This window comes from Streptococcus oralis subsp. tigurinus (assembly GCF_002093545.1).
GTDB lineage: Bacteria > Bacillota > Bacilli > Lactobacillales > Streptococcaceae > Streptococcus > Streptococcus oralis_C.
The window spans coordinates 35499-56750 of sequence record NZ_LNVF01000004.1 but is presented as its reverse complement, the minus strand read 5'-3'; the positions used below and the strand labels follow the sequence as shown (position 1 = coordinate 56750).

Genomic DNA, 21252 nt, shown 5'->3' with positions numbered 1-21252 from the left:
GTTGGTTGCTTTTCTGCGACTTTTAAGATATAATATTATGGATTGTCAACAAGGAGGTAATGCTTTTGACTGAAAAATCAAGAGAAGAAGAAAAATTAAGCTTTAAAGATCAGATTCTACGTGATTTAGAGAGAGTAAAAGAACAAGATAGAAGAGAGAAAGAAGTAGACATTCCAAATCTGACAGCTTCATCATCTCAAGCTAGTTCAGTAACTCCTGTAAATCCTGAATCGGATGCTTCAACAGAAGAGTTGATGGCTGATTCCCTATCTGTTGTCGATAAAATTCTAAAGAATGCGCCGAGTGTTCCTCCACTTTCGAGTGCTGAAGCTGATAAAACGGATGAAAAAGAAGAGAAAGAGATTAGACAGCCTGTCATTGACAAGATTGAAGTTGTAGAATCTGAAGAACCTCTAGTAGAACCGATTCATCCAGCTGAAGAACCTGTAGTGGAGTCCGTTCAACCTAAGGTGGAACCAGTTGAACTTGAACCTGAAGAAAAAGAATTTAACGATACTCCGACCAAGATAGATGTGACTTATAAGACAGAAGAGGCCAATACATCAGTTGCTTCTTCTGAGAATAAAGCTGAAGCGCTAGCTTCAACTGGATCCTCAGACAGATTAACGGAGGAATCACGTCGTAACCGTCGCCGTAAAGGTAAAAAGCCAACCAAGAAAAAGAAAAAATCAAAAGCCAAAGGTTTCCTAGTAACCTTTTTAGTTCTCTTGGTACTTGTGGCTGCTGGTGGATACTTTGGGTACGGTTATGTTCAAGACTCTTTGAAACCTGTTGATGCGAGCTCTAAGGAGTATATGACAGTTCAAATTCCAGAAGGATCAAATGTGCAACAAATTGGGAGCACTTTGGAAAAATCTGGTTTGGTCAAACATGGACTTATCTTTAGTATTTATGCTAAGTATAAGGGTTCAGATTTGAAGTCAGGTTATTACAATTTGAAGAAGAGCATGAGTACGGATGACTTGATTCAAGAATTGCAAAAAGGTGGAACTCCTGAACCTCAAGAACCAGTGCTTGCGAACTTAACTATTCCAGAAGGTTATACCTTAGAGCAAATTGCTCAGACAGTAGGTCAACTCCAAGGTGATTTTAAAGAACCTCTTACAGCGGATGCTTTCCTGGCAAAAGCTCAAGATGAAACCTTCATTTCCCAACTAGTAGCCAAGTATCCAAACCTTCTTGGAAGTCTCCCAACAAAAGACAGTGGCGTTCGTTATCGCCTTGAAGGTTACCTTTTCCCAGCAACCTACACTATCAAAGACAGCACCACAGTTGAAAGCTTGATTGATGATATGTTAGCAGCTATGGACAAGGCCATGTCACCGTATTACACTATGATCAAAGAAAAGAATCTGACAGTTAATGAATTGCTTAGTATTGCTTCTCTTGTCGAAAAAGAAGGGGCTAAGACCGAAGATCGTAAATTGATTGCGGGAGTCTTCTATAACCGCTTGAATCTTGGTATGCCACTTCAAAGCAACATTGCTATCTTGTATGCTGAAGGAAAACTTGACCAAAAGATTAGCTTGGCTGATGATACTGCAATTGATACTACGATTGATTCACCTTATAATGTTTATACACATCTTGGCCTCATGCCCGGCCCAGTTGATAGTCCAAGCCTTGATGCTATTGAAGCAAGTGTAAATCAGACAAAGAGTGAGTACTTGTACTTTGTAGCAAATGTTGAAGACGGTAAAGTGTACTTTGCAACGACAAAAGAAGAGCATGACCAAAACGTTGCAGAACATATCAATAGTAAATTAACACAATCAAGTAGTTCAAACTAAAATTATGTGGTTTTCCACATAATTTTGTTTTAAAAAAGTAACAGAAAAGAAAGTTGAAAAAATGGCAGAAAAAACTTACCCAATGACCCTTGAAGAAAAGAAAAAGTTAGAAAAAGAATTAGAAGAATTGAAACTCGTTCGTCGTCCTGAAGTAGTAGAGCGTATCAAAATTGCTCGTTCGTACGGGGATCTTTCAGAAAATAGTGAGTACGAAGCAGCTAAGGATGAACAAGCTTTTGTTGAAGGACAAATTTCAAGTCTAGAAACAAAAATTCGCTATGCTGAAATTGTTAATAGCGATGCAGTTGCCCAAGATGAGGTAGCTATCGGTAAGACCGTAACCATTCAAGAAATCGGTGAAGAGGAAGAAGAAGTCTACATCATTGTCGGTTCTGCAGGTGCGGATGCTTTCGCTGGGAAGGTATCAAATGAAAGTCCGATTGGACAAGCTTTGATCGGCAAAAAAACAGGCGATATTGTTACGATTGAGACACCTGTTGGTAGTTACGATGTCAAAATTTTAAAGGTTGAAAAAACAGCCTAAATAGAATGAAAACGGAGTAGTGGAGGTCTTGACTTGCTCAACTCCTTTTTGATTTTTTGAATAAATAGGAGACTATATGAGTTCAAATAAGAAAAAAAATAAAATGGAGCGTGGTTTAACCAATCGCCATGTTCAGGTGATGGCCATTGCGGGGACAATCGGAACAGGACTTTTCCTAGGTGCTGGTCGTTCTATCAGCCTTACTGGACCTTCTATCATCCTGATTTACATGATTACAGGAGCCTTTATGTTTTTGATGATGAGGGCTGTTGGGGAGATGCTATATCAGGATCCAGAACAACATACTTTTATCAACTTTATCACCCGTCATTTGGGGAAAGGCTGGGGGTATTTCTCTGTTTGGTCTTATTGGTTGTCTGTTGTCTTTATCGGTATGGCAGAAATCACTGCGATTTCGCATTATGTTCAGTTTTGGTTTCCTTCTTGGCCTAGTTGGTTGATTCAGATTGTTTTTTTAACGATTTTGGCCTTGGTCAATCTGATTGCGGTTAAGCTCTTTGGAGAAGTCGAGTTTTGGTTTGCTATGGTTAAGATTGTGGCTATTTTAGCTATGATTGCAACAGGGGTCTTTATGGTCTTGACAGGATTTGAAACACCATATGGTGCTGCAAGTCTGGCAAATATCAGCAATCAATTCTCTCTTTTCCCAAATGGAGTCATGAACTTTGTCATGGCCTTTCAAATGGTATTTTTTGCCTATCTGATGATTGAATTTATCGGAGTGACAACCTCTGAAACGAAGAATCCTCGTCAGGTTTTGCCAAAAGCAGTTAAAGAAATTCCTCTCCGAATTGTCTTCTTCTATGGTGGTGCTCTATTAGCCATTATGTCTATCATTCCCTGGAGAGAACTTGCTTCTTCAGATTCACCATTTGTGACGGTCTTTGAGTTAGCAGGTATCAAGTGGGCAGCGGCTCTGATTAACTTTGTCGTTTTGACGTCGGCAGCGTCTGCTCTTAATTCAACCCTCTATTCAACAGGGCGACACCTCTACCAGATTGCTCATGATTCACCCAATCGCTTCCTAAAAGCGATCAAGGCAGATACTCTCTCTCGCCATAATGTTCCACAAAATGCCATCATCGCTTCAGCAATCTTGATTGCTCTAGCTGCCTTTATCAATGTTTTGCCAGGTGTTTCCGATGCCTTTGCTTTGATTACGGCGTCTTCATCAGGTGTTTACATCGCGATTTATATCTTGATCATGGTGGCTCATCTCAAATACCGCAAGTCACAAGACTTCATGGCGGATGGCTACCTCATGCCCCATTACCGTTTTCTAAATCCTTTAACCATGCTCTTCTTTATCTTTGTCTTTGTAACCCTCTTTTTACAAGAATCTACTTTTATGGGAGCAATTGGTTCAGCTATCTGGATTATCGGTTTCGGAATTTATAGCCAGTGGAAATTTAGAAAATAACTCATGAACTCATCAACTCTGCTTGGTGAGTTTTTTTCTAGTTTGACAGTCTATTGAAATAAGATTATAATCAAGCTGTAACAGTTCGAAGGAGGTTTGGATGCACTTTAGATTGGAAAATAAGGAATCGCATAAAGCGCAAGAAATAGGAAATCTGATTCGTTCTTATAATCGTTCCAAAAGAGAAGAGGCTGAAAGCGAGCCACTGAATCCTTATGTCGAAGACGAAAAGGGTAATCTCTTGGCAGGCTTAGTAGCAGAGACTTTCGGAAATTGGTTGGAAATCGAGTATTTGTTTGTGAAAGAGGAATTGCGAGAACAGGGAATCGGTTCAAAACTATTGCAACAGGCAGAAAGTGAAGCTAAGAATCGAAACTGTCGTTTTGCTTTCGTCAATACTTACCAGTTTCAAGCGCCAGATTTTTATAAAAGGTATGGCTACAAGGAAGTCTTTACCTTGCAAGACTATCCCTATACAGGACAAAGATACTATTACCAAAAGGATTTGTAAGCTAAATATGAAAGTATAAATCAAAGAGGAAATCTTCACATCACTATGGAGGTGGGCTAATGGATATCATACTAGATATGGGCAACGTTTTATTAGAATGGAACAAAGATAAGATTTTGCAAGGTGTTTCGGATACGAAGGAAGAATATTTGATTTTAGATAAGGCCATTTTTCAGTCGGGGCTTTGGGAAAGATTAGATCTTGGAACCATGACGAGAGAAGAGTTGGTGCTTAAAGTTGTGTCAATGATTGGCAGGACCTATCAAAAGAAGGTCGAAGAAGTTATCTGGAACTGGCCTAGCTACATTGACATTTATACGGAAGTCTTTCCTGTCTTGTCAGAACTAAAGAAAAAGGGGCATCGCATCTTTGTCTTGTCCAATACCTCAAAGGTATTTTATGACTTGCTGGAAGAGCAACTATCTCCCTTAAAAGAACTTTTAGATGGCTTTGTCTTATCCTGTGATATAAAAGCTATAAAGCCTGATTTGGTAATGTTTAAGGAGATTCTCGATAAATACCAGCTAGATCCTACAAATTGTGTCTTTCTAGACGATATTGAGGACAATACAAACGTAGCTCAGAACTTGGGCATCAAGGCCCATCAGGTCAAGAAAAGAAGTGATGTCGTTGATATTTTGAAATCCTATATTTAAAGGCAACGCTCTCTATTTTTTGTAGTAGAGAGTTTTTTTGTTAATAAAATCTTACAAAATGACATTTATATATTGCATTAAGTTAGATATATGGTATAATGTTTTTAAAAGAAGCGCAACTTTTTAAGAATGTGAAGGAGGACGCTAGTGGCTAAAAATTTAAAGTTAAAATTAGCTCGGGTGGAGCGTGATTTAACACAAGGGGATTTGGCAGAAGCTGTGGGCGTTACTAGGCAGACTATAGGCTTGATTGAAGCTGGGAAATACAATCCGAGTCTCTCCCTCTGCCAGTCCATTTGCAGATGCTTAGGAAAAACATTAGATCAATTATTTTGGGAGGAAGAAGATGAAGAATAGAAAAAAACTTGTGATCAAAGATGAACGTACGGAAAAATTGGATGGAAAGATTTCAGGAGAAATTCTTTTGGGAATGTGCCTATTTTTGGCACTGGAAATTTTTGCCAAAGTTTATATTTTTAATTTAACGCTTCTATCCTATTCACCAGAATTACTTTTATTGATTGGAGTAGGTTTGTATGCCATTATTCGCCGCATGTATGTAGGAATTGATATTCGAGATATTGTTGAGAATACTGGAAAAGAAAGAATTTTATCTGCTTTGGGATTTTCTATAGTGGTTTTATTGATTGATATCGTAGGCAATCGCGAGGAACTGGTCAGTCTATTGACTTGGAAGTACTCCCTAAAAGTGGTTCTAGCAGTTATCATCTATCTCGTTGGGAGTTATTCTATGGACCGAGTTATTCTATACTTGAATCGCAGAAATCAGCAAGTTTGGGAGGAAGAAGATGAAAAATAGATTTTTTTATTATCAATTATTAGACGAAAGAGAAGAACAACTGATGAATAAAGCGGGGGCTGAAAGTTTCTATATCTCTATAGCTTTCTTGATTTTATCTTATATGATTGCAGTATTAGCACCAAGTCTTTTTAATCCGAGAATGATTCTCATCATTATCATTATTGGAACTTCTTACTTTTTCGGCCGTTCTCGAGATTTGGGTGTGAACTACTATAGTCGTTTTCATTTTACAATTTTAGGGTGTTTGCTGGTAACTCTCACTATTACGACTCTCTTGATGTTGGAGAATTATCAATTTAACATAGAAATTTATCAGCACAATCCTTTGAACGTTAAATACTTGTCTGCTTGGGTCATTACTTATCTGATTTACCTTCCTTGGATTTTTATCGGCAATCTCGGCCTTAAAAGTTATGGCGAATGGGCTCAAAAAAAGTTTGAGCAAGATATGGATGAGCTTGAAGAAGTATAAAAGCTTGTTACTCTTTTCTCAATCCCGACAAAATGTGTTATAATAGTACTAATTTATCGGATGGTATGAAAGTTATCGAAAACTTTCATAAGTTTGTAAACTAGGAAGAAGGAAAACATATGTATCCAGATGATAGTTTGACATTGCACACAGACTTGTATCAAATCAACATGATGCAGGTTTACTTTGACCAAGGGATTCACAATAAGAAGGCGGTCTTTGAGGTTTACTTCCGCCAGCAACCGTTTAACAATGGCTATGCTGTTTTTGCAGGTTTGGAAAGGATTGTGAATTATCTTGAAGACTTGCGCTTTTCAGATAGTGATATCGACTACTTAGAGTCGCTAGGCTATCATGGAGAGTTTTTGGAGTACCTGCGTAATCTCAAGTTGGAATTGACGGTTCGTTCTGCTCAGGAAGGGGACTTGGTCTTTGCTAATGAGCCGATTGTGCAGGTGGAAGGACCTCTAGCCCAATGTCAATTGGTTGAAACGGCTCTCTTGAATATCGTCAACTACCAGACCTTGGTGGCGACTAAGGCAGCTCGTATTCGGTCTGTCATTGAAGATGAACCATTGATGGAATTTGGGACACGCCGTGCACAAGAAATGGATGCAGCTATCTGGGGAACACGCGCAGCCGTGATCGGTGGAGCCAATGGCACTAGTAATGTGCGGGCAGGGAAGCTTTTTGACATTCCTGTTCTAGGAACCCATGCCCATGCCTTGGTACAGGTTTATGGAAATGACTATCAGGCCTTCAAGGCTTATGCGGCGACTCATAAAAATTGTGTCTTTCTTGTCGATACTTATGACACGTTGCGAATCGGTGTGCCAGCTGCCATTCAGGTGGCGCGTGAGCTGGGTGATCAGATTAACTTTATGGGTGTGCGGATCGACTCTGGGGACATTGCCTACATTTCCAAGAAAGTCCGTCAGCAACTGGACGAGGCTGGCTTTACAGAGGCTAAGATCTATGCTTCTAATGATTTGGATGAAAATACTATTCTCAACCTCAAGATGCAAAAGGCCAAGATTGATGTCTGGGGTGTGGGAACCAAGCTGATTACAGCCTATGATCAGCCAGCTCTTGGGGCAGTTTATAAGATTGTAGCTATCGAAGATGAGAATGGTCGTATGCGCAATACCATCAAACTGTCTAATAATGCTGAAAAAGTATCAACGCCAGGTAAGAAACAGGTGTGGCGCATTACCAGTCGTGAAAAAGGCAAGTCAGAAGGCGACTACATCACCTATGATGGTGTGGATGTGAGCGGTATGACTGAAATCAAGATGTTCCATCCGACTTATACATACATCAAGAAGACCGTTCGTAATTTTGATGCCGTTCCTCTCTTAGTGGATATTTTCAAAGAAGGGAAATTAGTTTATAGTTTGCCTAGTTTGACTGACATTCAAGCCTATGCTCGTAAGGAATTTGACAAGCTTTGGGATGAGTATAAACGGGTACTCAATCCACAGCACTATCCAGTAGACTTGGCGCGTGATATTTGGCAAGATAAGATGGACTTGATTGACAAGATGCGCAAGGAAGCTCTTGGTGAAGGAGAATAAGAATGAGTTTGCAAGAGACCATTATCCAGCAACTGGGTGTCAAGCCAGTGATTGACGCTCAGGAAGAAATCCGTCGTTCGATTGATTTCTTAAAGAGATACTTGAAAAAACACCCCTTCCTTAAAACTTTTGTACTAGGGATTTCTGGAGGACAAGACTCAACCTTAGCAGGGCGCTTGGCGCAATTAGCTATGGAAGAAATGCGAGCAGAGACAGGAGATGACAGTTACCAATTTATCGCTGCCCGCCTGCCCTATGGCGTGCAAGCTGATGAAGCGGATGCTCAAAAAGCCCTCGCTTTCATCCAACCAGATGTCAGCTTGGTTGTGAATATAAAAGACTCTGTTGATGCCATGGCCTTAGCAGTAGAAGCTACAGGCAGTCCAATGACGGATTTTAATAAAGGAAATATCAAGGCTCGTAGCCGTATGATTGCTCAATATGCGCTTGCTGGAGCCCATAGCGGAGCTGTTATTGGGACTGATCATGCAGCTGAAAATATCACAGGTTTCTTTACCAAGTTTGGTGATGGTGGTGCGGATATTTTACCCCTTTTCCGTCTCAATAAACGTCAAGGAAAACAACTCTTGAAAGAGCTTGGTGCAGACCCAGCCCTTTATGAAAAAATCCCAACAGCAGATTTGGAAGAAGAAAAACCAGGTATTGCAGACGAAATCGCACTTGGAGTCACTTACAATGAAATTGATGATTACCTAGAAGGCAAAACAATCAGCCCAGAAGCCCAAGCGACTATTGAAAACTGGTGGCACAAAGGCCAACATAAACGCCACCTACCCATCACCGTATTTGATGACTTTTGGGAGTGAAAACCTCCAGTGGAGGTTTTCAGCCCGAGTCTAGAAACGGGAAAACGAGGAACCTCTAGTGGAGGTTTTTACCCTGAGCCTAGAAATGAGAAAGCGAAGAAGGTCCGGGGGACCTTTTTAGCTTGAGCCTTAAGCTTAGAAAGCGAGGTAACATCATGAAAGCAATCGGTACGCAAACGTTGCAGACGAAACGATTGATTTTGAGAAGATTTGTGGAAAGTGATGCAGAAGCTATGTTTGAAAATTGGGCTTCGTCTGCTGAGAATCTGACCTATGTCACCTGGGATCCCCATCCTGATGTCGATGTGACTCGAAACTCAATTCGCAATTGGGTTGCCTCTTATGCCAATCCCAACTATTACAAATGGGCGATTTGCCTCAAGGAAAACCCAGAACAAGTGATAGGTGATATCAGCATCGTTGATATGGATAAGAACGATTCTTCTTGTGAAATTGGGTATATTTTAGGAAAAAATTATTGGAGCCGAGGTATGATGACGGAGGCCTTGAAAGCTGTCTTAGACTTTTGTTTTACTCAAGCAGGCTTTCAAAAGGTCAGAGCTCGTTACGCCAGTCTTAACCCAGCTTCAGGCCGTGTGATGGAGAAGGCTGGAATGTCCTATCTAAAAACTATTGCCAATGGTGTGGAGAGAAAAGACTACGTTTCGGACCTTATTTATTACCAGATAATTAGGGAAGACAGGTGATTTTCTTTTCTGTTTCTATCAAAGTCAGACCTTGTCTGGCTTTTTTTGTACCATATTTCTGAATAAACTGATTAAATTCCTATTTTTTCCTATCATTGTCCCTGTTTTTTCTTAGAGTTGGGAATTATAATAGACTTAACAAATCAAAGAATGGAGGAAGGCAATGGACAATGTATTCTTTTTTATCAGTGTTTTTCTTGCTGGAATTCTTTCCTTCTTTTCTCCTTGTATCTTACCCTTGTTACCGGTCTATGCAGGGATCTTGTTGGATGACAAAGATGGTGCTCAGGCTTCTAGCGGAAAAATTTCAATCTCACTTGTTAGTTTAGTGCGAACTCTGGCCTTTATAGCGGGGATTTCTTTTATCTTTATCTTACTGGGCTATGGAGCTGGTTTTTTAGGCAATTTGCTGTATGCTTCTTGGTTTCAGTATGTGACAGGTGCAGTTATCATTCTCTTGGGCTTACACCAGATGGAAGTCTTACATTTGAAGGGGCTCTACAAGGAAAAAAGGCTACAATTAAAGAGACAGGGTCAAAACGCTAACGGCTATAGTCAGGCATTTTTACTGGGGTTGACCTTTAGTTTTGCTTGGACGCCATGTGTGGGGCCAGTTCTGGGGTCTGTTTTGGCCTTAGCGGCTTCAGGTGGCTCAGGTGCTTGGCAGGGAGCTGGTCTCATGTTGGTTTACACGCTAGGTTTGGCGCTACCATTTTTGGTTCTAGCTCTCGCCTCCAGCTATGTTTTGAAACATTTTCGAAAACTCCATCCTTACCTCGGAACCCTCAAAAAAGTGGGTGGTTTCCTCATTATCCTGATGGGAATCTTGGTGCTTTTGGGAAATGCTTCTATTTTGACAAGATTATTTGAATAGAGAGGAAGAAGAAATGAAGAAATGGCAAACATGTCTACTTGGAGTAGGCTCAATCTGTTGCTTGGCAGCTTGTTCGGCTAAAAACATGTCAGACGAATCAACTATGAAGGAGCAAACCAAAACAGAACAAGTCGGTGCGCAAACTGCGACTAAAGGTCAGGCAGTCGCTGATTTTGAACTAACAGGAGTAGATGGTAAGACCTATCGTTTATCTGACTACAAAGGCAAGAAAGTCTATCTTAAATTCTGGGCTTCTTGGTGTTCCATCTGTCTAGCCAGCCTTCCAGATACGGACGAAATTGCTAAGGATGCTGGTGATGACTACGTAGTTTTGACAGTGGTATCTCCTGGCCACAAGGGGGAGCAAGCAGAAGCGGACTTTAAGAACTGGTACAAGGGCTTGGATTATAAAAATTTTCCAGTTCTAATTGATCCGTCAGGCAAACTTTTGGAAAGTTATGGTATTCGTTCTTACCCGACTCAAGCCTTTATAGACAAGGGAGGCAAGCTGGTCAAAACGCAACCAGGTTTTATGGATAAGGATATGATTTTAAAGACATTGAAAGAAATGGGGTAGAGAAAGATCATGAATGATAAAGTAAAATTGTTTGTCTTGGCAGGGGTCATTCTCCTAGCCATAAGCGGTTTCTATTTTCTATTGATGCGAAATGCAGGCCAGACAGATAGCTCGCAAATTGAGAAAGCGTCAGTTAGCCAAGGAGGAAAAACAGTGAAAAAAACAGAGATTAGCAAAGACGCAGACTTGCACGAAATTTATCTAGCTGGGGGATGTTTCTGGGGAGTGGAGGAATACTTCTCACGCGTGCCTGGAGTGACAGATGCCGTTTCAGGCTATGCAAATGGTAGAGGGGAAACAACCAAGTACGAATTGATTAACCAAACAGGACATGCAGAGACTGTCCATGTCACCTATGACGCCAACCAAATTTCCCTCAAAGAAATCCTGCTTCATTACTTCCGCATTATCAATCCAACCAGCAAAAATAAACAAGGAAATGATGTGGGGACTCAGTATCGTACCGGCGTTTATTACACAGATGACAAGGATTTGGAAGTAATCAATCAAGTCTTTGATGAAGTTGCTAAAAAATATGACCAACCTCTGGCAGTTGAAAAGGAACCCTTGAAAAATTTTGTGGTGGCTGAGGACTATCATCAAGACTACCTCAAGAAAAATCCAAATGGCTACTGTCATATCAATGTCAATCAGGCTGCATATCCCGTCATCGATGCCAGCAAATATCCTAAACCAAGTGATGAGGAATTGAAAAAGACCTTGTCAACTGAGGAGTATGCCGTCACCCAGAAAAATCAAACGGAACGAGCTTTTTCCAATCGCTACTGGGATAAATTTGAATCCGGTATCTATGTGGATGTGGCAACTGGTGAACCCCTCTTTTCATCAAAGGATAAGTTTGAGTCTGGTTGCGGATGGCCTAGTTTCACACAACCTATCAGCCCGGATGTTGCCACTTACAAGGAAGATAAGTCTTACAATATGACGCGCATGGAAGTAAGAAGCCGAGTTGGAGATTCTCACCTTGGTCATGTCTTTACGGATGGACCAAAGGACAAGGGAGGCTTGCGCTACTGTATCAATAGTCTTTCTATCCGCTTTATTCCCAAAGACCAAATGGAAGAAAAAGGCTATGCTTATTTACTAGATTATGTCGATTAAGACTCTTCAAACTACTTCAGCGTCGCCTTACCGTCCCCATACGTATAGTTACTGACTTCGTCAGTTTCATCTACAACCTCAAAACAGTGTTTTTGAGCTGACTTTGTCAGTTTTATCTACAACCTCAAAGCTGAACTTTGCACAACCTGCGGTTAGCTTCCTAGTTTGCTATTTGATTTTCATTGAGTATAAGAGGGCTTTCCTAAGCGGTTAGAGGAGAATTTTGCTATACTGATACTAGTAAGTGACAAAGGAGCAGAGCATGACCTACACAATCTTAATCGTAGAAGATGAATATCTGGTAAGACAAGGCTTGACCAAACTGGTCAATGTAGCAGCCTACGATATGAAAATCATCGGTCAGGCTGAAAATGGAAGACAGGCTTGGGAATTGATTCAACAACAAGTGCCGGATATCATTTTAACCGATATCAACATGCCTCAGCTAAATGGCATCCAGTTGGCCAGTCTGGTACGAGAAACCTATCCACAAGTGCATTTGGTATTTTTAACGGGTTACGATGATTTTGATTATGCCTTGTCTGCTGTCAAACTAGGTGTAGATGACTATCTGCTTAAGCCCTTTTCTCGTCAGGATATTGAGGAAATGTTGGGGAAAATCAAGCAAAAACTAGATAAGGAAGAGAAGGAAGAGCAGTTACAAGATTTATTAACCGATAAGTTTGAGGGAAATCTGGCTCAGAAGATCCAGTCCCATCTGGCTGATAGTCAGTTTAGTTTGAAGTCTTTGGCCAGTGACTTGGGCTTTAGTCCGACTTATCTGAGCTCCTTGATTAAGAAAGAGTTGGGTCTGCCTTTTCAGGATTATCTGGTGAGAGAGCGTGTCAAACAAGCCAAGCTCTTGCTTTTGACCACGGATTTAAAGATTTACCAGATAGCCGAAAAGGTTGGTTTTGAAGATATGAACTATTTTACCCAACGTTTTAAACAGATTGCAGGTGTGACACCTCGTCAGTTTAAGAAGGGAGAAGGCCGATGAAGCGTTCTTCTCTCCTGGTCAGAATGGTTATTTCCATCTTTCTGGTCTTTCTCATTCTCCTAGCTGTGGTTGGGACTTTCTACTATCAATCTAGTTCATCAGCCATTGAGACTACCATTGAAGGCAATAGCCAAACGACCATCAGTCAAACTAGCCACTTTATCCAGTCTTATATCAAAAAATTAGAAACCACCTCAACCAGTTTGACCCAGCAGAAGGATGTGTTAGCCTATGCTGAGAATCCTAGTCAAGATAAGGTCAAGGAAATCCGAGATCTATTTTTGACCATCTTAAAGGCAGACCAGGATTTGAAAACGGTGGTGTTGGTAACCAAGTCTGGTCAGGTCATTTCCACTGATGACAGTGTGCAGATGAAAACTTCCTCAGATATGATGGCTGAGGATTGGTACCAAAAGGCTATTCATCAGGGGGCTAAACCCGTTTTGACACCAGCTCGTAAATCAGACAGCCAGTGGGTTATTTCTGTCACTCAGGAACTTGTTGATGCAAAGGGAACCAATTTAGGTGTGCTTCGCTTGGATATTTCCTATGAAACTCTGGAAGCATATCTCAACCAACTCCAGTTGGGCCAGCAGGGCTTTGCCTTTATCATCAATGAGAAGCATGAATTTGTCTACCATCCTAAACGTACTGTCTATAGCTCATCTAGCGAAATGGAGGCCATGAAACCCTATATTGAGACAGGGCAGGGTTATACTCCAGACCACCAATCCTATGTGAGTCAGGAAAAGATTGCAGGAACTGATTGGACGGTTATAGGCGTGTCTTCACTGGAGAAGTTAGATAAGGTTCGGAGTCAACTCATGTGGACCTTGCTTGCTGCTAGTGCCTTATCTCTTCTTGCCTGTCTCTGCTTGGTGTGGTTCAGTCTCAAGCGCTGGATCGCCCCCTTGAAGGACCTGAGAGAAACCATGCTGGAAATTGCTTCTGGTGGTCAGAATCTGCGTGCCAAGGAAACTGGTGCCCATGAACTGAGAGAAGTGACTCGCCAGTTCAATGCTATGTTGGATCAGATTGATCAGTTGATGGCAGATGTTCGCAGGCAGGAAGAAACGACCCGTCAGTATGAACTTCAAGCCTTGTCAAGTCAGATCAATCCGCATTTTCTCTATAATACTTTGGACACTATCATCTGGATGGCTGAATTTCAGGATAGTCAGCGAGTGGTTCAGGTGACCAAGTCCTTGGCAACCTATTTCCGCTTGGCGCTCAATCAAGGAAAGGACTTGATTTTCCTGTCTGATGAAATCAATCATGTCCGCCAGTACCTCTTTATCCAGAAACAACGTTATGGGGATAAGCTGGAATATGAAATTGATGAAAATTCTGTCTTTGATAATTTAGTATTGCCTAAACTGGTGCTACAACCCCTTGTAGAAAATGCCCTTTATCACGGCATCAAGGAGAAAGATGGACAGGGACATATTAAAGTTTCCGTCCAGAAAAAGGATTCAGGACTAATCATCCGCATTGAGGATGATGGTGTTGGTTTCCAAAATCCTGACGATAGTAGTCAAAGTCAGCTCAAACGTGGGGGAGTTGGTCTTCAAAATGTTGACCAACGGCTCAAACTTCATTTTGGAGAAGATTACCAAATGAAGATTGATTCTATTCCCTCAAAAGGTACGACAGTTGAAATATACATAAATGGAATAGAAACTAGCTAACTCCCAGTCAATTCTGGGAGTTTTATGCGTAATTGGGCAAGCTTTCTAGGTTGTCTATCTTGCTAAAACGTAGAAAAAACGATATGATAGATAATGACAAAAGAGGTATCAAGTATGAAGGAAAAAGATATTCAAAGAGCAACAAGCCAGATTGTTGAAGATGTATTAGAAAAGGCCAATTTGAAGCAGGGATCCATCTTTGTTTTGGGCCTTTCTTCTAGTGAGGTGATAGGTGGTCAGATTGGCAAGGAATCCAGCCAAGAAATTGGGGAAATTATTGTGAAGACTATCCTAGATATCCTAGAAGAAAATGGAATTCATCTAGCCGTTCAAGGTTGTGAACATGTCAATCGAGCCCTCGTCGTTGAACGTCAGGTGGCAGAGCAGTTTGGTCTGGAAATGGTCAGCGTCCTTCCTACACTTCATGCAGGAGGTTCAGGTCAGTTGGCAGCCTTCAAGTTTATGCAAGATCCAGTTGAGGTTGAATTTATCAAGGCTCATGCTGGATTGGATATCGGAGACACTGCAATTGGTATGCATGTCAAGCATGTTCAGGTTCCAATTCGACCAGTTTTGCGTGAGATTGGGCACGCCCACGTAACGGCTCTAGCTAGCCGTCCAAAACTCATTGGTGGTGCGCGTGCGCAGTATCCACAAGATTCTATCAGAAAGTCGTGAGAATGAGAAAAACAAAACAACAACTAGAAAAAATCACCAAATATTCGATTCGTAAGCTCACTGTTGGAGTAGGTCCTGTAGCCATCGGGGCCTTCCTTTTTGGTGTCAGTACCCTTTCAGTAGATAAAGTGCATGCCAATGAAGCTGGCGGTGCTCATAGTGTTCATTACCGTTATTTGGCGGAGCAGGAATTGACCGAGTCTGAAAAAGCCCTGATTCACCATGAAGTTCCTACAGAATTTCAAGATGAAGATATTCTCTATGTAGTTTATCGCAAGAAAGCAACTAACAGTCAACAACTTCCTTACACAGGAAGTAAAGAACTAGCCTTGGCTGGTCTTGGCTTGGCAACAGCCTCACTAGCAGTCTTTTTGGTATCCAAAAAAGGTCGCAAAGAGGTCCTAGGTGTTCTCTTGATTGGTTCTTTGGGAGCCAGCACTTTTGTACCTTATGGGACATTTGCATTTGAAAATAAAGAATTGCTTTCTTATAACCAAACTATTTCGGCCTCTACACATGAAGGTTTGGCTGAAGGAATTATCCATATTGATGGCTATGAATACATTGGTTACTTCAAGGAAGCAGAACTCCACCCATCAAGACCAGCTTCAGCTGAGAAGCCTCAGTTGCCAGTAGAAAAGCAAAGTGCAAATGAAATCGAGAAAACAGAAGTAGTTCAAGAAACACCGACTGTTGCGCCAGAAACCGTCGTTGAAAAACCTGTGGCACAAACTCCGGTTTCTCCTGCTGTTGAAGAAAAACCAGTTTTTGAGAATCCTCAGACTAGACAGGAAGAGAGCTTGGTAGAGATTCCTTTTGAAACAGTCACAAGCCCAGATGCGAATCTAGCAGAAGGAGAGACTCGTATCGTCGCAGCCGGAGTAAATGGTCAGCGTCGCCTTGTAACCAAGGTATCGATGGTTAACGGTCAAGAAGTTAGAGAAGTCATCGAAGACCAAGTAGTCCAAAATCCTGTGTCTCAAGTCATTGCAGTCGGAACTAAGAAAGAGGTGCAACCTGCTCCAACTCCAGTACCACAAGCTGAACCAACTCACCAAGTAGCTAAAGGTACACAAGAAGAAGGTAAGACAGGACAAGCCTTAACACAAGCTGAATTACCAGAAGCCCCAGTTGAAGTAAAAGGAACTCAAGAAGAAGGTAAGGCAGGACAATCCTTAACGCAACCTGAATTGCCAGAGACTCCAGTTGAAGCAAAAGGAACTCAAGAAGAAGGCAAAGAAGGTCAAGCTTTGACGCAACCAACATTACCAGATGCTCCAGTAGAAGTAAAAGGTACACAAGAGGAAGGTAAAGTAGGTCAAGCTCTTGTACAAGAACAGTTACCTGAGTACAAAGTAACTGAGGGAACCCTTGTTGAAACATCGACTACAGACCTAGACTACAAAACTGAAACGACTGAGGATCCAACCAAGTATACGGACGAAGAAACTGTCGTAAGAAATGGTGAAAAAGGTAGTCAAGTTACTAAAACAACTTATAAAACAGTAGAAGGTGTTAAAACTGACCAAGTTCTTTCAACTAGCACAGAAGTTACCAAGGAGCCTGTAAACCAACAGGTAAGTCGTGGGACTAAACCAATTGAAGGAACTCTTGTAGAAGAAAGTCTTGAAAAGATTCCATTTAAGGAAGTTGTTAAAGAAGATGACCAACTGAAAAAAGGCTTAGAAGTTGTAGCTCAAGAAGGAAAAGAAGGCCAGAAAAAAATCACCAAGACCTTTAATACCATTAAGGGAGTTAAAATAGAGGACGCTCCAAAAGTTACAGAGGAAATTCTTGAGGCACCTCAAGACAAAATTTTGAAACGTGGTACCAAGACCTTTGAAAAACCAGTATTGACCATCACAGCAGTTGAGCCTAAGGATTTGAAGCGTACTTCAGATGTTAAGTATAGTCTAGAAAATCCAAGTAAGGCAGCCATTAAATCTATTACCTTAACTCTGAAAAAAGGTGATGAGATTGTCAAAACCTTGAATGTTTCACCAGACGACTTGACAACTACCCTGACAGATTTACAGTACTACAAGGATTATAAACTTGAAACGAAGATGGTTTATGACCGTGGTGAGGGTGATGAGGAAGAGGTTCTGAAAGAAGAACCGCTAAGACTTGACCTTAAAAAAGTTGAAATCAAAAACATCAAAGAAACAAGCTTGATGAGTGTGGATGATGCTGGTGTTGAAACAGATAAGAGCTTACTTACTGAAAAACCGACAGACGTTACTCCACTTTACTTACGAGTGACAACTCATGATAATAAGACAACAAGACTTACGGTAAGTTCTGTTGAAGAAGTGGTTGTCGATGGAAAAATATTGTACAAAGTGGTAGCAAAAGCTCCAAACTTAGTTCAACGTAGAGCAGATGATACTTTCAGTGAAGAGTATGTTCATTACTTTGAAAAACAAAAATTAAAAGAAGGTAATGTATATTACAACTTCAATGAGCTTGTAAAAGATATGCAAGCTAACCCAACGGGTGAGTTTAAACTTGGTGCGGATCTTAATGCAGCAAATGTTCCGACTCCGAATAAACAATACGTGACGAACATTTTTAAAGGTAAGTTGTATAGTGAAGGTGATAAACGTTATACCATTCACAATCTAGCTCGACCATTGTTCAACCGTGTTGAAAATGCTTATATTCATGACATCAACTTTGGTAATGTGAATATCAATATGTCGTGGGCTGATAAAACAGCTCCACTTGGAGATATGTTTAAGAACTCAACGATTGAGAATATTAAGGTTACGGGTAATGTGGTTGGTAATAACGACGTTACAGGTATGGTCAACAAACTAGATGAATCCAATATGCGTAATGTAGCCTTTATCGGTAAAATCGAAAGCGTAGGTAACAAAGGTTGGTGGTCTGGTGGACTCGTAAGTGAAAGCTGGAGAAGCAATGTAGATAGTTCTTATGTTGAAGCTGACATTAAAGCCAACAATGCTAAATTTGGTGGATTGATTGCCAAAGTCAACCATGGTGGAAATCCAAATGATGTTAAACAAAAAGGTCGTTTAACTAAATCTGTGATCAAAGGGACATTGACACTCAAAACCAATAATCAAAGCGGTGGTTTAATTCACGAAAACTATGACTGGGGTTGGGTTGAAAATAACGTCAGCATGATGAAAGTGACAAATGGTGAAATGATGTATGGTTCAGGGTCAGTTGACTCAGGTGACCCATACTTCGGATTTGATTACTTCAAGAACAATGTGTATGTGAACGATGTTGCATCAGGTAACGTTTCTTATAACCGTTCAAAACAGATTAAGGGTGTCGACCAAGCAGAAGCGGATAAACGGATTGCTTCGTTCAATATCACAGCCGATAAATATGAAATCACACCATATTTGACTGATAAATTAAATCACGTAGCGTATAAAGAAGACACGTACAAAACTACTCAAGATTATAATGCAGAACGTGAACTTGCTTACCGAAATGTTGAAAAACTTCAACCGTTCTACAATAAAGAGTGGATTGTGAATCAAGGTAATAAGACTCCTGAAGGATCTAAATTATTAACTACAGAAGTATTATCTGTGACAGGTATGAAAGATGGGCAATTTGTAACTGACTTGTCAGATGTTGATCATATTATGATTCATTATGCTGATGGTACTAAGGAAGAAAAAGTTGTCACACGTAAAGCTGATTCTCAAGTCCAACAAGTTCGTGAATATAGTATCGAAGGTCTTGGTGACGTCGTTTATACACCGAATATGGTTGTTAAAGATAGAACACAATTAATCAACGATATTAAAGCAAAATTAGCAGGTGTTGAATTGATTTCACCTGAAGTGCGTGCGTTAATGGACAAACGTAACAAACCAGCTGAGAATAGTGACAATCATAAGAACAATTACATTCGTAACTTGTTCCTTGAAGAAAGCTTTGAAGAAACGAAAGCTAATTTAGATAAATTAGTCAAAGCTTTAGTTGAAAACGAAGACCATCAATTGAATAGTGATGAAGCTGCCATGAAAGCTCTTCTTAAAAAAGTGGAAGACAATAAAGCTAAGATTATGATGGGTCTTACTTATTTAAATCGTTATTATGGATTTAAATACAATGATATGAGCATTAAAGACCTCATGATGTTCAAGCCTGATTTTTATGGTAAGAACGTTAGCGTTATCGATAGATTGATTCAAATTGGTTCACGTGAACATTTCTTGAAAGGGGATCGAACTCAAGATGCTTATCGTGATGTGATTGCGGGAGCAACAGGTAAAGGTAATTTAAATGACTTCTTAACATATAACATGAAACTCTTTACAGAAGATACTGATATGAATGTATGGTATAAGAAAGCTATTTCTCATACTAACTATGTAGTTGAGAAACAATCATCTAACCCTGATTTTGCTAATAAGAAATATCACTTATATGAAAACTTAAATAACGGTGAACATGGTCGATACATTTTACCACTTCTTAATACGAAGAAGGCTCACATGTTCTTAATTTCAACGTACAATACGCTAGCGTTTAGTGCATTTGAGAAATATGGTAAGAATACAGAAGCTGAACGTGAAGCGTTTAAGAAAGAAATCGACTTACGTGCACAAGAGCAAATTAATTACTTAGACTTCTGGTCAAGACTTGCTGCTGATAATGTACGTAATCAGTTGTTGAAATCTGAAAATATGGTTCCATCAGCAATTTGGGATAACCAAGATGTTCCAGGTAATGGATGGGCTGACCGAATGGGTCATAATAAGAATGGTGACTATGCTCCAGTTCGTGAGTTCTATGGACCTACAGGTAAATGGCACGGATATAACGGTATGGGTGCGTATGCTTATATCTTTTCTAACCCACAAAATTCAGAAGCTGTATACTACATCATCTCTAGTATGATTAGTGATTATGGTACATCTGCATTCACTCACGAAACAACTCATATCAATGACCGTATGGCCTACTTAGGAACATGGCGTCACCGTGAAGGGACAGATATTGAATCATTTGCTCAAGGTATGCTACAATCACCATCTCTTACAAACTATAATGGTGAATATGGTTCACTTGGATTAAATATGGCGTACGAACGTAAAAATGATGGTACACAAATTTATAACTATGATCCTAATATGTTAAGTAGTCGTGAGAAGATTGATCACTACATGAAGAACTATAACGAATCAATGATGATGCTTGATTACTTAGAAGCAGAATCTGTCATCAAGAAAAATACTGGAACTAACGATAAGTGGTTCAAGAAAATCGATAAGAAATATCGCGAAAAAGCGAGCTATAATAAGTTAGAAGGTGCACCACACCAATGGGATTTAGTTCGTGATTTAAATGATGATGAGAAGAATATGAAACTGACAGTTATTGATCAACTTGTAGATAACAACTTCGCTACTAAACACGGGCTACCAGGTAATGGTCATTACCGTACTGAAGGATTCGATTCTGCTTATACTGTTGTGAATATGATGACTGGTATTTACGGTGGTAACACAAGTAAGAGTACGGCTGGCTCAATCTCATTCAAACACAATACATTCCGTATGTGGGGCTACTACGGTTACCTTGATGGATTCTTAGGGTATGCATCTAACAAGTATAAACAAGAATCTAAAGTAGCCGGTAACGTAGGTCTAGGTGATGACTTTATCATCCAAAAAGTTTCTAAAGGTAGATTTAATACATTAGAAGAGTGGAAGAAAGAATGGTATAAAGAAGTCAGAGCTAAAGCTGAGAAAGGTTTTGTAGAAATTGAAATTGATGGTCAAAAGATTTCAACATATGAAAAACTTCAAGAGCTATTCGATGCTTCAGTTGAAAAAGACCTTCAAGGTAATAAATTTGATAATACAGTGAATCTTAAATGGAAAGTTTACAAACAACTCTTGCAGAAATCAGACGGATTTACTGGAGATTTATTCACTAAATAGTAGATAGGACT

18 protein-coding genes are annotated in these 21252 nt (G+C 40.3%); all 18 read left to right on the top strand.

Annotated features, from left to right (window positions below; translation table 11 throughout):
- Positions 1-59: 59 nt before the first annotated feature.
- The 18 genes from mltG to ATE34_RS06075 all read left to right on the top strand — a co-directional run bounded on the left by mltG (position 60) and on the right by ATE34_RS06075 (position 21241).
- Positions 60-1811: an endolytic transglycosylase MltG gene (gene mltG / locus ATE34_RS06160; protein WP_084911341.1), complete on the top strand. Its 1752-nt coding sequence runs from the start codon at positions 60-62 to the stop codon at positions 1809-1811.
- A 61-nt stretch (positions 1812-1872) separates the two neighbouring features.
- Positions 1873-2355, top strand: coding sequence for a transcription elongation factor GreA (gene greA, locus ATE34_RS06155; protein WP_000818770.1), 483 nt, complete (start codon positions 1873-1875; stop codon positions 2353-2355).
- A gap of 76 nt (positions 2356-2431) precedes the next feature.
- Positions 2432-3796 carry an amino acid permease gene (locus ATE34_RS06150; RefSeq protein ID WP_057489444.1) on the top strand — a complete coding sequence of 455 codons (1365 nt, stop codon included), beginning with the start codon at positions 2432-2434 and terminating at the stop codon, positions 3794-3796.
- Positions 3797-3896: 100 nt separating this feature from the next.
- Positions 3897-4307 (top strand): GNAT family N-acetyltransferase, encoded by a 411-nt coding sequence (locus ATE34_RS06145; RefSeq protein ID WP_084911340.1) that lies wholly within the window; start codon positions 3897-3899, stop codon positions 4305-4307.
- A gap of 59 nt (positions 4308-4366) precedes the next feature.
- Positions 4367-4963 carry an HAD family hydrolase gene (locus ATE34_RS06140; RefSeq protein WP_084911339.1) on the top strand — a complete coding sequence of 199 codons (597 nt, stop codon included), beginning with the start codon at positions 4367-4369 and terminating at the stop codon, positions 4961-4963.
- Between the two features lie 147 nt (positions 4964-5110).
- Positions 5111-5320 (top strand): helix-turn-helix transcriptional regulator, encoded by a 210-nt coding sequence (locus tag ATE34_RS06135; RefSeq protein ID WP_038805946.1) that lies wholly within the window; start codon positions 5111-5113, stop codon positions 5318-5320.
- Positions 5310-5783, top strand: coding sequence for a DUF6773 family protein (locus ATE34_RS06130; RefSeq protein WP_000797306.1), 474 nt, complete (start codon positions 5310-5312; stop codon positions 5781-5783). Before ATE34_RS06135 ends, ATE34_RS06130 begins: the two co-directional genes overlap by 11 nt.
- A complete protein-coding gene (locus ATE34_RS06125; protein WP_084911338.1) occupies positions 5773-6258 on the top strand; it encodes a DUF6773 family protein in 486 nt (161 codons plus the stop codon). Before ATE34_RS06130 ends, ATE34_RS06125 begins: the two co-directional genes overlap by 11 nt.
- 119 nt (positions 6259-6377) lie before the next feature.
- Positions 6378-7832 (top strand): nicotinate phosphoribosyltransferase, encoded by a 1455-nt coding sequence (locus ATE34_RS06120; RefSeq protein ID WP_084911337.1) that lies wholly within the window; start codon positions 6378-6380, stop codon positions 7830-7832.
- A gap of 2 nt (positions 7833-7834) precedes the next feature.
- Positions 7835-8659 (top strand): ammonia-dependent NAD(+) synthetase, encoded by an 825-nt coding sequence (nadE, locus tag ATE34_RS06115; protein WP_009730374.1) that lies wholly within the window; start codon positions 7835-7837, stop codon positions 8657-8659.
- A gap of 155 nt (positions 8660-8814) precedes the next feature.
- Positions 8815-9366 carry a GNAT family N-acetyltransferase gene (locus ATE34_RS06110; RefSeq protein ID WP_009730373.1) on the top strand — a complete coding sequence of 184 codons (552 nt, stop codon included), beginning with the start codon at positions 8815-8817 and terminating at the stop codon, positions 9364-9366.
- Between the two features lie 163 nt (positions 9367-9529).
- A complete protein-coding gene (ccdA2, locus tag ATE34_RS06105) occupies positions 9530-10240 on the top strand; it encodes a thiol-disulfide oxidoreductase-associated membrane protein CcdA2 (protein ID WP_009730372.1) in 711 nt (236 codons plus the stop codon).
- A gap of 13 nt (positions 10241-10253) precedes the next feature.
- Positions 10254-10817, top strand: coding sequence for a redoxin family protein (locus ATE34_RS06100; protein WP_000759258.1), 564 nt, complete (start codon positions 10254-10256; stop codon positions 10815-10817).
- 9 nt (positions 10818-10826) lie between these two features.
- Complete coding sequence (gene msrB / locus ATE34_RS06095; protein WP_000998577.1) at positions 10827-11939, top strand: peptide-methionine (R)-S-oxide reductase MsrB; 1113 nt, start codon at positions 10827-10829, stop codon at positions 11937-11939.
- 262 nt (positions 11940-12201) lie between these two features.
- Positions 12202-12939 (top strand): response regulator transcription factor, encoded by a 738-nt coding sequence (locus ATE34_RS06090; protein ID WP_084911336.1) that lies wholly within the window; start codon positions 12202-12204, stop codon positions 12937-12939.
- Positions 12936-14627, top strand: a complete 1692-nt coding sequence (locus ATE34_RS06085; protein ID WP_084911335.1) for a cache domain-containing sensor histidine kinase — start codon at positions 12936-12938, stop codon at positions 14625-14627. The genes ATE34_RS06090 and ATE34_RS06085 overlap by 4 nt, the downstream gene beginning before the upstream one ends.
- Before the next feature lie 114 nt (positions 14628-14741).
- Complete coding sequence (locus ATE34_RS06080; protein WP_180382678.1) at positions 14742-15305, top strand: TIGR01440 family protein; 564 nt, start codon at positions 14742-14744, stop codon at positions 15303-15305.
- A 2-nt stretch (positions 15306-15307) separates the two neighbouring features.
- Positions 15308-21241, top strand: coding sequence for a ZmpA/ZmpB/ZmpC family metallo-endopeptidase (locus ATE34_RS06075; RefSeq protein ID WP_084911333.1), 5934 nt, complete (start codon positions 15308-15310; stop codon positions 21239-21241).
- Positions 21242-21252: the final 11 nt, after the last annotated feature.